This window comes from Psychrobacter sp. KFRI-CH2-11, from assembly GCF_038239325.1.
In the GTDB taxonomy this organism is placed as follows: Bacteria; Pseudomonadota; Gammaproteobacteria; order Pseudomonadales; family Moraxellaceae; genus Psychrobacter; species Psychrobacter celer.
In genome coordinates this window covers 1,932,106-1,944,885 of sequence record NZ_CP151283.1, presented here as the reverse complement: position 1 = coordinate 1,944,885, position 12,780 = coordinate 1,932,106, and the positions used below count along the sequence as shown (strand labels likewise).

Sequence of the window (12,780 nt, the reverse complement as noted above, 5' to 3'; positions counted from 1 at the left end):
ACTGTCTATGACACCAATCAAAACAAGGATGTGAGTGATGAAATTTAATCAACCATTAAGCGGCAACGATATGCCAAGATTTGGCGGTTTTGCCTCTATGATGCGCCTGCCGACGCAAGCAGACGCCAAAGGCTTGGACGCAGCCTTTGTAGGCGTGCCTTTAGACATCGGCGCATCAAACCGTAGCGGTGCCAGACTGGGTCCAAGACAGATTCGTGATGAGTCGCGTATGATTCGCCCTTATAACGTCGCCACGCGCGCCGCGCCTTTTGAGTCTTTGCAGGTCGCTGACATTGGCGACGTACCTATCAATACCTTTAACCTGCAAAAAAGCGTCGACATCATCGAAAAATTCTACACTGATAATATCGTCAGTCATGGTGCGATACCACTAACACTGGGCGGCGATCATACCATTGCTCTGCCTATCTTACGTGCGCTTGCCAAAAAACACGGCCCTGTCGGGATGGTACATATCGATGCCCATGCTGATATCAATGACGAGATGTTTGGCGAAAAAATCGCCCATGGCACGCCGTTTCGCCGTGCTGTCGAAGAAAATCTAATCGATGGCAACCGCGTGGTGCAGATTGGCCTGCGCGGCACCGGCTATAGTGCTGAAGAGTTTGATTGGTCAACTCAGCAAGGCTTTCGCGTGGTGCCAGCCGAGGAGTGCTGGTACAAGTCGCTGACACCGCTCATGGCAGAAGTGCGTGAAAAGCTCGGCGATGGCCCTGTCTACTTGAGTTTCGATATCGATGGCATTGATCCTGCGTTTGCACCGGGTACGGGCACGGCTGAAATTGGCGGCTTAACCTCCACCCAAGGCATCGAGATTATTCGCGGTATGCGCGGCCTTGACGTAGTCGGTGGCGATTTGGTCGAAGTGTCACCGCCCTACGATCCGTTTGGTAACACCTCGGTACTCGCAGCAAACTTGCTGTTTGAGATGCTTTGTATCTTGCCAGGTGTGCGCTATGACGATAAGGTCAAAGCGTTATATTAATTGGCCTGTGTTGGGCAGGGTGCTACTGCAGGCCGATTAATATTTAGGCCGTAAATACTATTGAAATTTTTAGGATGATCGACTCATGACCCAAGTAATGCAAACGCCTTCTTTATCGCCAGACACCTCGTCTCTGACCTGTGGTGAGCTACTCGTGCAGTGGCTGGAGTATTATGGAGTGGAGACCGTGTTTGGTATCCCTGGCGTGCACACGGTCGAGCTATACCGTGGTCTGCCAAGCACCAATATCCGCCATGTGACGCCGCGTCACGAGCAAGGCGCAGGCTTTATGGCCGACGGCTATTACCGCGCGTCTGGCAAAGTCGGAGTGTGCTTTATCATCACCGGCCCTGGCATGACCAACATCATGACAGCAATGGCGCAAGCCTTAGCCGACTCGATCCCGATGCTAGTGATTTCTAGTGTCAATAAGGTCAAGGATACGGGTAGCGGTGAAGGGCACTTGCATGAGCTGCACGATCAGCAGGGCATGGTCAGCAAGGTTGCGCTTGCAAGCAAAACCATCTGGCAACCTGAATCCTTGCCTAAGGTCATCGCCGAAGCCTTTGCCATGTTTGATGGCGAGCGTCCGGGACCGGTGCATATTCAGCTACCTATCGATGTGATTACCGCTGATGCCAGTCATGTCGCCAAGCCGCCTAAAAATGATAAGAGTGTAGCAAGTTTGGCGCGACCGCAGATCACAAGACCGCTGCCTAATCCTGCGCAGCTTGATTTGATCATTGAGCAGCTAAAGAGCGCAAAAAATCCAGTGTTGCTTTACGGTGGCGGCTGCGTTGATGTCGATCACGATGCACAAAGGCTGGCAGAGCTTATCGATGCGCCGACGTTTTTGACCATCAATGCCAAAGGCTTGTTGCCACCTAGTCATCCGCTGAGCTTGGGGAGCAATCAGTCGTTAGAGGCGGGGCGCGCCGTCATTAGCGAGGCCGATGTGGTATTGGCGATCGGTACCGAGCTTGGTGAGACTGATTATGATGTGTTCTTTAATGGCGAGTTCCAAATCAATGGCACACTCATTCGTATTGACTGCGACGCTCAGCAATTGCAGCGGCCATTTCGTGCAGATATCGCGGTGTTGTCCGATGCACAAATGGCCATTAGCGGCCTATGCACACGTTTAGAGGGGCATCAGCTAAATCATCAAGCCGCCGCACGCGTAACCGAAGCAAAGCAGGCGTTGATCAAAGCGATGACACCTGACTTTGCCGGTCAAAACGCCCTGCTTCAGCTGATTCGAGATGAGGTGGAGGATGTCATCTTCGTTGGCGATTCGACGCAGCCTGTCTATAGCGGCAACCTTGGCTTTGAGGCATTGGCGACCCGTAAGTGGTTTAACTCGTCGACGGGGTTTGGCACCTTGGGTTATGGCTTGCCTGCCGCCATTGGCGCCATGATTGGCTCAAGTGCGCCCGTTATTAGCCTTATCGGCGATGGCGGCATTCAGTTTACCATTGCCGAGCTTATCTGCGCCGCCGAGCTTGAACTGCCATTGATCGTCCTACTTTGGAACAATCAAGGATATGGTGAGATTCGCCGCTATATGGAGGAGGGCGGGCTGCCACTGATTGGGGTCAATATCAAAACACCAAAGTTTGAGCCATTGGCCGCAGGGTTTGGCGCAGGCTATCGCCGAATTACCGATAAGCAGCAGTTATTAGAGGCTTTGCAAACAGACATAAGTGGCAAGCAGCCAATGGTTTATGAGGTGGATGAAAGCGATGCGTTTTTGTCAAAAATGAGTCAAGACTTTACCTATTTTGGCTAATCATCTTTTGGCTAGTCATTTGCATGAATGAAAAATAACCAACAAAACCGTATCACGCTGTTTTTTCGCTGAAATGAGGGATCGGGCAGGCAGCAGAAAGGAAAGCTGGCGTCGTCGCCTATCAAGGAGGAATTAAATGACGAACTATATCGATAAGTCGCAGCAGCCGCTATTGGGTAATGATGCTGTCGAACCTACCACTCCACAAGGTGAGCGGTGGCGCGCCTCAATGTGGAAGTTTTTACTATTTTCTGCGCTGGGTTTGGCGCTGTTTATCATCCCGTTTAAATGGGAGGGTAAGGTCACCATTTTATTGGGCGTGCTGACAGATACTCTGCAGGCCTCACTTGGGGACTACGTGGTGTATGGTGCACTGGCCATTGTGACTTTGTCTTTGGTTGGGGCGCTGGCAGTCAAGCTCGTTAGACCAGAGATTCATGCAGACTCCATGACGGCAAAGCTTTTTGATGTCGATTGGTTTTGGCTTGCCGCGCGGTTTTTTGGGGCGCTGTTTGCCTGGATGATTTATTTACAAGTCGGTCCTGAGTTTATTATCAATCGCAATACCGGCGGGGTGATTTTCGAAGACTTGATTCCCATTTTGATTCCTTTATTCTTCTTTGCCATATTATCTCTACCCTTTCTCACCGACTTTGGTCTGATGGAGTTTTTGGGTACCTTGGCCAGCAAGGTGTTTGTGAAGTTGTTTAGATTGCCTGGGCGCTCTGCAGTCGATGCCATGTCTTCTTGGTTTGGTGCGGCCTCTATTGGCTTGCTGGTGACTATGCAAGAGTACAATAAAAGCTACTATAGCCAACGTGAAGCGGCGATTATCGCCACCACTTTTTCGGTGACATCCATTGCCTTTACCTACGTCGTTGCCAAAACCATTGGCGTCGATAATAACTTTATCTTCTTTTATCTGACCGTCGCCTTGACAGGGTTTATCGCCGCTATCATTATGCCGCGCATACCGCCATTATCGCTAAAACCAGATACTTATCATTCTGGCAAAAGCATGCTGGATGAAGGCATTCCTGCGCAGTATTCCACTTACTAATGGGCGGTCAATCGTGCCGTCACGCGCGCGCACTCTATGCCAAGTTTGGGTAGCGTGTTTAAGCATAGCCTAAAGAATTTGTTTGATATCTATTTTGGTTTGATTCCGGTGATTTTCGCTATCGGTACCATTGGGCTTGGTTTAGCAGAGTACACCCCTGTGTTTGATTGGCTGTCTGCACCGCTTGTGCCATTGCTTGAGTTATTGCAAATTCCAGAGGCGACTAAAGCTGCGCCAGCGATGATTATGGGCTTTGCTGATATGTACTTGCCTGCCTTGGTCGGCAAAAGCATCGAGAGTGAGATGACACGCTTCATCGTCGGGGCGGCTTCTATTACCCAGATTGTTTATATGTCTGAGGTGGGCGCGCTGATATTGAAATCAAACATTAAGCTGAACGTCTTAGAGCTGTTTATGATTTTTATCTTACGTACGCTGATCAGCTTGGTGGTTATCACCTCAGTGGCGCATCTATTGTATTAATCGTGATGGCAACCATCATTTGGCATTAAAAAACCAGCGAACATTTAGCGTAAATATAGATTTATCAATAATATAAGGCAACTGAGTATCATGGAAATGACCAATTCTTTATCTTTAACAAGAGCCGCCGCTCAGCAAAGCATAACAAATGATGTAAGGTTAAACGCGGCCTATATCGATGGTGATTGGGTCACGATTGAAGCCTCTGAGTCAGTAAGTGACCATGCTTTATATGACCCAAGTGCCGGCGAGGTCATCGCAACGACTCGTTTGTGTCATAGCGCACAAGTAGAGATGGCTGTCACGGCCGCCGCTCGCGCTTATTCGTCTTGGTCACAAACCAGCGTGGGTACACGGGCGCGCTATTTACAGGCGATTGCCGATACGATGGAGCAGCAGTTTGATAAGCTGGTGGGACTGTCGGTATTGAATAACGGCAAGCCGATTGCGGAGGCGACGATAGATGTCGGAGATGCCATCGCCTGTTATCGCTATTATGCCAACCTTATCATCGAGCAGGAAACATGGTCTAAGGTCGGCACCAATGAGACGGGCATACGCTTATTGAAAACTTACGAGCCTGTTGGTATCTGCGCCCTTATTGTACCTTGGAATTTTCCGATGGTGACTACCGCCTGGAAGCTGGCGCCCGCGCTGGCAGCAGGATGTACCGTTATTCTCAAACCGTCGGAGGTGACACTATTGCCAGAGCTGATGCTGGGCAATATATTGTCCGCTATACAGCTGCCAAAAGGCGTGGTCAATATCCTCCCTGGCGCGGCAGAGGTGGGCGCTGCGATGACAAGTCATCCGCTGATTGATAAAGTCTCCTTTACCGGTAGTAATAGCGTCGGCGAAAAAGTGATGCGCCAAGCTGCCGCGGGTATCAAAGACATCAGCCTAGAGCTGGGCGGTAAGTCCGCTATCGTGGTATGTGCAGATGCTGATATCGACTATGCCTGCGACTTGATCATAGGCGGTATCTTTACCAATGCTGGGCAGATTTGTTCAGCAACCTCAAGGCTGCTCGTCCACCAAGACATTGCCGAGTCATTATTTGCAGTATTAAAAACAAAAACAGAAACTCTGAAAATAGGCGATGGTTTTGCGGCGGACACACAAATGGGACCATTGGTCAGTGCTCAGCAGCTGGCGCAGGTCAAAAAATATATCAATATTGCAACTGCAGAAAATCTGCATTGCCTAACGGGTGGCACCCTCTTAGCGCGTCAAGGCTATTTTGCTGCGCCGACGATTTATACCGAGGTACCAGCGACCAGTCGCTTGTGGGCAGAGGAGGTGTTTGGGCCTGTGTTGGTGAGTGCGACCTTTGCAGATAACGCGCAGGCGATTGCGCTTGCCAATGACAGTAAGTATGCCTTGGCTGCAAGTATTGTCAGCGCTGATGAGAATGCAGCGTTAGAGATGGCACGGCACATTCGAGCCGGTCATATTTGGGTCAATGAGCAGCAAATCGTTGTGCCCGAAGCGGGCTGGGGCGGGTTTAAGCAAAGTGGTATCGGCCGAGAGTTAGGGACTGATGGCTTATCTGCTTATCAAAAGAGTAAGCATGTTTTGCTACCGTCTTAATGGCCGTTTTTATGAGTGTTTTTATGAGTACTCTTATGTTTCTGTCAAAAAACCCCCTGTATAGAACGCCTATATAGGGGGGTTTGGTTAATGCTTAGTCAGTAGCAATTGAATAACTGCGACCTACCACATCAAGTCATCTGGAATCACGTAAGCGGCATAAGGATCGTCTTCTGCCAACGCGTCTTCGGCAGTATCGTTTGACACCACCATAAAGCCTGTCATCTTAGCATCTATACGGTCTGCTAGTGGGCGTGGTAGCAGGGCATAGCTGTCCTCTAGGCGTGCTATGACCACATGGCCTGCGACGATTTGATCATACAGCTTTTGGGTGATATAAATCTTTTTGATTTTCGTATCATCCACAAACTGATAAGTAATCTCACCTTGTGTATCAGTGATTTGATGCTGCTTAATCATCTGAATGATATTGGCTTTTCGTGTTTTTTCTTCTAATGCTCGTTGTTTTTCTTGATTGAGCTTTTGGTCTTTTTCCAGCTTTTTTGCTTGAGCTTCTGCCAGCGCCTTTTTGGCTGCTGCGCTGTCTGAGTCGCCAGTACGTTTGGCATGCTCTGCTTGTTTGCTGATTTTTTTGGCCTTTTTGCTATCGACCAAACCAGCTTTTAATAATTGAGCCTGAAGGGCGTTTTTTGCCATAATCACTCACCTAAATCCACTCATTGAAACTGCGATATGTCACTTACAACATCCAAGCCCTGTATTGTAGCAAAATTTGCTAAGAGATGGGGTGTGAGTCTGCCAGACATCGCTGGATGATATAGGCCAAATTGGGTATCATCAAGGCAGTGGCTGAGGTTTTAGCGTTTGGCCATATTAAACGAGCTATATAGCTATAAATAGCGGTATCGGGGTAAATAACGATGATTAAGGACAGATTATGACAACATCGCAGCACATTTTGGCTTGTATCGATGGCTCGGCCGTGACCGCATCCGTCTGTGATTATGCCGCATGGTACGCCAATCGAGTAAACTTACCCGTTGGTCTGCTGCATGTCAGCGATGTGCCAGCGTCGTTTAGACGTGATCTGTCAGGGGCGATAGGGATTAATAGCCGTGAGTTTTTGTTAGAGGAGCTGGCGCAGTTAGACGAGCAAAGGGCCAAGGTAGTCAATAGCTATAGCAATGCGCTGGTGCAGGATGCCAAAAGCCATATTCGTAATAAGTTTGGTGATCTTGAAGTGCTCATTTATCAAAGACGAGGCAAGTTACTGCCAGCCATTGAGCATTTTGCGACCGCAAACCGCGCCATCGTGATGGGTCGCCGCGGAGAAGATCACAAATATAGCCGTATTAATATTGGTAGTCAGATAGAGACGGTCGCCCGTGCCTCTGATATTCCTGTGGTGATTTGCTCAGAGACGTTTAAAGAGCCGCGCTCGTATATGATTGCGTTTGATGGTAGCAAAACTGCCATAAAGGCGGTACAAATGGTGGCTAAAAGCCCTATGTTAAAAGGTCTCGATAGCCATATCGTGATGATTGGCAATCATAATGATGCCGCCAAACAAAGCCTAAGCGCGGCCGCGGCCCAATTACAAGAGGCGGGTTTTGTCGTAAAGGCGCATCATTTATCGGCCTCCGATGCAGTCGATGGTCTATTAAAGTTTCAATTAGACAATGACATCGATATTATGGTGGTGGGCGCATACGGGCATTCAAAACTACAGCAGTTGTTTTTGGGCAGCACCACCACAGAGATCATCGCCAGTACGTTGTCGCCTGTGGTTTTGCTACGTTAGCCGTTTACTTTTTTGGGATAATACGCAGTTTTTGGACAGTATGCTATGTTGATTAATGCAGATTTTACTCGCGTCGCCACCTCACTACCCAAGCAGCAGCAATGGGTAAAATCACCGCAAAAGGGGGTAGAGCGCATCATGCTCGATCGTGTGGGTGCGGAAAAAGCCCGTGCCACCAGCTTTGTGCGTTATGCCCCTCAGTCTGACTTTCCGCATCACTGCCATCCGGGCGGTGAGGAGATATTTGTGCTGGCAGGGACGTTTTCTGCCGATGACAAACATTATCCAGCAGGCTGGTATTTACGGAATCCGCCAGCCTCAGGTCATAGGCCTTATAGTGATGAGGGAGCGATGATCTTTGTAAAGCTATGGCAGATGCCAGCAGATGAGACACGCTATGTGGCGATCGATACCAATAAAGCAAGCAATTGGCAGCGTCAAGGCTCGCGCAGTGTCTGCCAGCTGTTTGCTAGTGACTATGAGCACGTCAGCTTGCAGCGCTTGGACGCAGGTGAGCTGCTATTTACTGAGGCCATCAGCGGCGGTGCCGAAATCATGGTGCTGGCAGGCGAGTTGTACGCTGACGGTGAGACTTTTTCGCGCTATAGCTGGATACGCCTGCCGACCGAAACGCCATTAGAGATGGTATCTGGCCCTAGCGGCGCGACCGTCTATATCAAGACGGGGCATCTGGCGCAGGTCATTGGTTTAGTTAGCTAAGTACTGCTCATTAAATGCTGCCCATTAAACGCCAATCATTTACAGCTTCTTATTGCCTGCTGCTAAGCGTCTGTCTCAAGCCTTGAAGGTTCTAGTAAACAGCGCTTACGTCTGCGCAGGCACCGTGTTATCTGTTGTATGGCCGAAATGGGTGATCGGAAAGAGCTTGTCATAAGCCCAATTATAAGAAAACGTATAAAACAAATAAAAGCCCACCAACGACGCATCCATGACAAAAGCATGCCATAAGCTGATATTTAGATACCATGCCACCATGGGCAGATACAGTACCAGTAATCCACCTTCAAACAACACAACATGCAGCACTCGTATCCATGGTGTCTTAAAGGTACTGCGCGTAAATTTGAGCATCCCTTTATCAAAGACAATATTAAAGCCATAGTTCCAAAGCGTGGCGATGATAGAGCCTGCAATGGCAATAACACTGATGTCCTTAAGCTCAAACCCAAAGAAAAAGCTCATGATTGGAATCGAGAGAATCAAGGCGATAACCTCAAAACCCACGGCGTGACGAATACGATCTCGATGAGTTCGCATGATACATCCTTTATAAAATAATTTAGTTGCCTATATTGTATCTGCTAAACTAATACATCAAAGTTATGACATATAGGAAAAACCGATAGATGAATTTTTCTTTAGAGCAATTACAAGCCTTTGTGGCGACCGTAGAGACGGGGTCGTTTTCGGCAGCAGGGCGCAGGCTGGGGAAAGCGCAATCATCGGTAAGTGCGGCGGTGGCCAATTTAGAAATCGATTTAGGTAATGTGCTGTTTAGCCGAAACAGTCGCTATCCTGAGCTGACCGAAGCGGGCGCGCGGCTGTTGGCGGAAGCGTATGTGATACTAGAGCGCTGTGAGCATTTTTTTGGGGTGGCCAAAAGTCTGAGCGAAGGGGTGGAGAGTAGACTGGTGCTGGCGGTTGATGATTTATATCCCACAGAATGGCTGGCCGGCTTACTTGAAACGTTTGATAGCCTGTTTCCTAGCGTAGAGTTAGAGCTGCTGCTGCCCATTATGGAGGATGTCAGTCGTTTGGTTATGGACAAACGGGCGGATTTGGGTATCATGTGGAGCCAAGAAGATTTGCCCTCAGCCATTCGCTTTCATACCTTGGGCTGGATTCCCCTAAAAATGGTTTGTGCGCCTGAGCATATGCTTGCAAGCAAAGTCGTCAGCTGGCAGGATTTAAAAAGACACCGGCAATTAATCGTCGCCACACGTAATGACAGTAAAGAAAAATCACGTTTACGTGTCGCCGCCGATGTGTGGTGGGTTGAGAGCCAGTGGATCATCATTGAGCTGGTCCAGCGCAATCTAGGGTGGGCACTGGTGCCTGAACATATCGTGGTCGATGCTCTAAAAGAGGGCTCACTGGTATCGCCAACACTGGATTTTGATAAGCACAGTTGGCCTGTGGCTGTTGAGCTGGTTTGGCATAAAGAAAAGCCTTTGGGTAAGGCGGGGACTTGGTTACAGCAGGCCATCATCGCCTTAGATCGACAAATCTAATCTGTACTGCTAATCAATAGCATACGCTCAAACAGTCTGTCGCCTAGCGCGCCTCATCGATACGTTTGACATTATCCGCGCAGGCTTGGTAAATCGCATCTAGCGTCTCTGTGGTCAGATAAGTCTCAGCAAGCGGAAATAATACGCGCTCCTCAAAACGAATGTGATCATACAGTAGGGTACCGAGTGCTTTGACGTGCGCTGCTGTGATGGTCTGATTTTGAGAGGTGCAGATTAGCTTATGTAACAACAGATGCTGTTTGTTAAGTGTCTCTAATGCGGTGGCAACATCAGGGTTGGTATTTTGATAAGGTTTTAGCGCAGTGGCGATTAGATGGTCTTCGATCTGAAAATGGGTGCGCATGTCTTGGATATATGCAGTCAAGTTTTGCCAGTGTTTATCGATGTGATGGCGCTCACCGCTACAGTGTTTGGCATGATGAGACAGATTTAATCCAAGATGATGTTGACGTGATAGGGGCTGCAATTGGTGGGCGCGTTTCATGACCGAGTACCTCCATGAGTGAATAAAGTGACAGCGCATACAAGACAATGACGCACTGGGCATAAATATGATGCGTTTTATCAGCGGATCTTTAAATATTCTGTTTTTTAATAACCGTATTCTACTTATGACACAATGAGGCGGCAAAACGCAAAGGGTTTGATGCTAAAATCGCCAGTCAGTCATTACGCAGTAAGCAGCAATGCCTTAATAGACACTCAGTAGTAGGCACTTAGTACGTGACCCTGTCTATCATCGCACAACTCTGTGTTTGATGCCGCGTACACTACTTTTAACACCATAGGACACTGTCATGATCGTTTGGCAAAAACCGAATGCATTTAGAATACTTTTTACTTTGCGCGGCTCCGTTATTCCTCATATCTTTCCTCAGGTATTATTGATTAGCTTACTGAGTGCCATCATCTCGGCCATCCAGCACTGGGTTCCCAGCTCCTTTTCTTCTTATGGCGCTGCGCCTTTTACTTTACTTGGCATCGCTCTGTCTTTGTTTTTGGGTTTTCGTAACAATGCCAGTTATCAGCGTTGGTGGGAGGGTCGGCATTTATGGGGGCAGTTGGTATATGATGCGCGCAGTTTTACCCGTCAGGTGCTCTCATTTATCGAGGACGATAGCGAAGCGGGACGACACATGCAGCAGGAGCTGGTGCGTCTGACTATCGCGTTTACTCATGCGCTCAGGCATCGGCTGCGAAGTACCGCGCCATGGGAGGATGTTGAGCGTTTTGTGGCGCCTGAGTATCACGCAAGCATGCGCCAAGCGGGCAATTTGCCTGAGTATCTATTGCGCCTGCTAGGCAAAAAGTTGGGGCAGGTTCGACGCCAGCAGCTCTCCTCTGATCTGATGATACAAAACATGGACGAGCGCGTCACCTCGATGACGATTGTGTTGGCGGCTTGCGAGCGGATTCATAATACGCCACTACCCTTTGCCTATACGCTATTGGTGCATCGTACCACTTATCTGTACTGCTTTATGCTGCCATTTGGTTTGGCGACGTCCTTGGGCTGGGTGACACCGTTGGTGTGCGGCGTCATTGCTTATACGTTTTTTGGATTGGATGCGCTCAACGAAGAAATCACCGATCCGTTCGGCGTCGCGGCCAATCATTTGCCACTGAGCGCCATCTCACGCACCATCGAGATAAACCTGCTAGAAGCCTTGGGAGAGACGGATTTGCCGCCTGAATTGATGTCTCAAGGTGGTTATTTGCAATAATAACACTTGTACGGTTGGGGTCATCAAGAGCTGAGCGCTGTATGCATAGCGCTCAGTTTTTTGTTTTTTGGTGACAGAGATTTTTATATCGAATTAACGATAACATGCAGATTTTTAGTTAATGATAATTGTTTTCGTTATCATTCGCGTGTAAAATCGGCCACAGTGAGCGCGCAAGTGATGCGATAAATATGAGCGTCTATCGCAAAATGACAGGTAGCGCTGAGACATTGATAAGTAAAGAAGAGCCGTTATGTTACGTGTAGAGCAGATGACCATTCGCCGACAAGACAATACTTTGTTAAATGACGTCAGCTTTGAGGTAGGGGCGCGGCAACTGATTGCCTTGATTGGGCACAATGGCTCAGGAAAGTCGACCTTGATTAAAGCCTTGGCAGGCGAGATGGATTGTACGCAAGGCGGTGCGACTTTGGATGAGCGAAGCATTCATGAGTACGGGGATAAAGCACTGGCGCGTAAGATGGCCTATTTGCCCCAGCAGCTCCCAGAAGCGGCAGGCTTTAGCGTGCGAGAGCTGGTGATGCTCGGCCGTTACCCTCATCAAAAATGGCTACAAAAACCCAGTCAAGCGGACCATGACAAGGTAAGTGAGGCCATGCGAGTGACACAGGTTGAGCAATTCGCTGATCGCCTTACCAACACATTGTCAGGGGGTGAGCGTGCGCGGGTATGGCTGGCAATGTGTCTGGCGCAAGACACTGATTATCTGCTGTTAGACGAGCCGCTGGCTGCGCTTGATATGCACTATCAGATTGAGGTGATTGAGCTGATACGCCGTTTGGTCGATGAGCGGGGGTTGAGTGTGGTTATTATCATTCACGACATCAATCTGGCCGCGCAGTATGCCGATCGTATCATCGCCCTAAAAGGCGGACGCATCTGTCACAACGGCGATGTGCTCAGCACCATGCAGCCCAGCGTTTTACACGATATTTTCAATGTCACCATGCAGCTGATGACGCATCCTGTGACAGGGCGACCGGTGGCTGTCGCTTAAGCTGTGTTTTCTCTTGTCGCTGCGATTTGCGCGGCGCTTCTGTCGGCGGTATGACGATTGTTTTAATACTCTGCT

Annotated in this window: 13 protein-coding genes; 10 read left to right on the top strand and 3 right to left on the bottom strand. The window is 49.0% G+C overall.

The window, feature by feature from the left end; translation table 11 throughout:
* Positions 1–37 precede the first annotated feature (37 nt).
* From speB to AADH33_RS07970, 5 genes are all read left to right on the top strand, one after another.
* Positions 38–1,006 (top strand): agmatinase, encoded by a 969-nt coding sequence (gene speB / locus AADH33_RS07990; RefSeq protein WP_075101197.1) that lies wholly within the window; start codon positions 38–40, stop codon positions 1,004–1,006.
* A gap of 85 nt (positions 1,007–1,091) precedes the next feature.
* Entirely contained in the window at positions 1,092–2,795 is a 1,704-nt protein-coding gene (locus tag AADH33_RS07985; RefSeq protein WP_348548540.1) for a 5-guanidino-2-oxopentanoate decarboxylase, read from the top strand.
* A 136-nt stretch (positions 2,796–2,931) separates the two neighbouring features.
* Positions 2,932–3,855, top strand: a complete 924-nt coding sequence (locus tag AADH33_RS07980) for a YjiH family protein (RefSeq protein WP_348548539.1) — start codon at positions 2,932–2,934, stop codon at positions 3,853–3,855.
* Positions 3,856–3,891: 36 nt separating this feature from the next.
* Positions 3,892–4,338 (top strand): hypothetical protein, encoded by a 447-nt coding sequence (locus tag AADH33_RS07975; RefSeq protein WP_348548538.1) that lies wholly within the window; start codon positions 3,892–3,894, stop codon positions 4,336–4,338.
* A 90-nt stretch (positions 4,339–4,428) separates the two neighbouring features.
* Positions 4,429–5,928, top strand: a complete 1,500-nt coding sequence (locus tag AADH33_RS07970) for an aldehyde dehydrogenase family protein (RefSeq protein ID WP_348548537.1) — start codon at positions 4,429–4,431, stop codon at positions 5,926–5,928.
* Positions 5,929–6,051: 123 nt separating this feature from the next.
* On the opposite strand, the gene AADH33_RS07965 is transcribed toward AADH33_RS07970, so the two are convergent.
* Complete coding sequence (locus AADH33_RS07965; RefSeq protein ID WP_348548536.1) at positions 6,052–6,585, bottom strand: DUF2058 domain-containing protein; 534 nt, start codon at positions 6,583–6,585, stop codon at positions 6,052–6,054.
* Positions 6,586–6,826: 241 nt separating this feature from the next.
* Here AADH33_RS07965 and AADH33_RS07960 point away from each other — a divergent pair, with 241 nt between their 5' ends.
* Complete coding sequence (locus tag AADH33_RS07960) at positions 6,827–7,690, top strand: universal stress protein (RefSeq protein WP_348548535.1); 864 nt, start codon at positions 6,827–6,829, stop codon at positions 7,688–7,690.
* Positions 7,691–7,735: 45 nt separating this feature from the next.
* Complete coding sequence (locus tag AADH33_RS07955) at positions 7,736–8,410, top strand: cupin domain-containing protein (RefSeq protein ID WP_348548534.1); 675 nt, start codon at positions 7,736–7,738, stop codon at positions 8,408–8,410.
* A gap of 105 nt (positions 8,411–8,515) precedes the next feature.
* On the opposite strand, the gene AADH33_RS07950 is transcribed toward AADH33_RS07955, so the two are convergent.
* A complete protein-coding gene (locus AADH33_RS07950) occupies positions 8,516–8,968 on the bottom strand; it encodes a PACE efflux transporter (RefSeq protein WP_075101209.1) in 453 nt (150 codons plus the stop codon).
* An 89-nt stretch (positions 8,969–9,057) separates the two neighbouring features.
* On the opposite strand from AADH33_RS07950, the gene AADH33_RS07945 reads away from it, so the two are divergent.
* A complete protein-coding gene (locus AADH33_RS07945; RefSeq protein ID WP_348548533.1) occupies positions 9,058–9,942 on the top strand; it encodes a LysR family transcriptional regulator in 885 nt (294 codons plus the stop codon).
* Between the two features lie 43 nt (positions 9,943–9,985).
* Here the strand turns inward: AADH33_RS07945 and AADH33_RS07940 are convergent, their stop codons facing one another.
* Positions 9,986–10,447 carry a hemerythrin domain-containing protein gene (locus AADH33_RS07940; protein ID WP_348548532.1) on the bottom strand — a complete coding sequence of 154 codons (462 nt, stop codon included), beginning with the start codon at positions 10,445–10,447 and terminating at the stop codon, positions 9,986–9,988.
* A 313-nt stretch (positions 10,448–10,760) separates the two neighbouring features.
* Between AADH33_RS07940 and AADH33_RS07935 the strand changes: the two genes are divergently transcribed.
* Complete coding sequence (locus tag AADH33_RS07935) at positions 10,761–11,687, top strand: bestrophin family protein (RefSeq protein ID WP_075101212.1); 927 nt, start codon at positions 10,761–10,763, stop codon at positions 11,685–11,687.
* Positions 11,688–11,940: 253 nt separating this feature from the next.
* Entirely contained in the window at positions 11,941–12,705 is a 765-nt protein-coding gene (locus AADH33_RS07930; protein ID WP_100749289.1) for an ABC transporter ATP-binding protein, read from the top strand.
* The last annotated feature ends 75 nt before the right edge of the window (positions 12,706–12,780 follow it).

Excerpts from the sequence above, each read along its gene's own strand:
- speB (WP_075101197.1), top strand. The coding sequence starts at position 38 with ATGAAATTTAATCAACCATTAAGCGGCAACGATATGCCAAGATTTGGC.
- AADH33_RS07985 (WP_348548540.1), top strand. The coding sequence starts at position 1,092 with ATGACCCAAGTAATGCAAACGCCTTCTTTATCGCCAGACACCTCGTCT.
- AADH33_RS07980 (WP_348548539.1), top strand. The coding sequence starts at position 2,932 with ATGACGAACTATATCGATAAGTCGCAGCAGCCGCTATTGGGTAATGAT.
- AADH33_RS07975 (WP_348548538.1), top strand. The coding sequence starts at position 3,892 with ATGCCAAGTTTGGGTAGCGTGTTTAAGCATAGCCTAAAGAATTTGTTT.
- AADH33_RS07970 (WP_348548537.1), top strand. The coding sequence starts at position 4,429 with ATGGAAATGACCAATTCTTTATCTTTAACAAGAGCCGCCGCTCAGCAA.
- AADH33_RS07965 (WP_348548536.1), bottom strand. The coding sequence starts at position 6,585 with ATGGCAAAAAACGCCCTTCAGGCTCAATTATTAAAAGCTGGTTTGGTC.
- AADH33_RS07960 (WP_348548535.1), top strand. The coding sequence starts at position 6,827 with ATGACAACATCGCAGCACATTTTGGCTTGTATCGATGGCTCGGCCGTG.
- AADH33_RS07955 (WP_348548534.1), top strand. The coding sequence starts at position 7,736 with ATGTTGATTAATGCAGATTTTACTCGCGTCGCCACCTCACTACCCAAG.
- AADH33_RS07950 (WP_075101209.1), bottom strand. The coding sequence starts at position 8,968 with ATGCGAACTCATCGAGATCGTATTCGTCACGCCGTGGGTTTTGAGGTT.
- AADH33_RS07945 (WP_348548533.1), top strand. The coding sequence starts at position 9,058 with ATGAATTTTTCTTTAGAGCAATTACAAGCCTTTGTGGCGACCGTAGAG.
- AADH33_RS07940 (WP_348548532.1), bottom strand. The coding sequence starts at position 10,447 with ATGAAACGCGCCCACCAATTGCAGCCCCTATCACGTCAACATCATCTT.
- AADH33_RS07935 (WP_075101212.1), top strand. The coding sequence starts at position 10,761 with ATGATCGTTTGGCAAAAACCGAATGCATTTAGAATACTTTTTACTTTG.
- AADH33_RS07930 (WP_100749289.1), top strand. The coding sequence starts at position 11,941 with ATGTTACGTGTAGAGCAGATGACCATTCGCCGACAAGACAATACTTTG.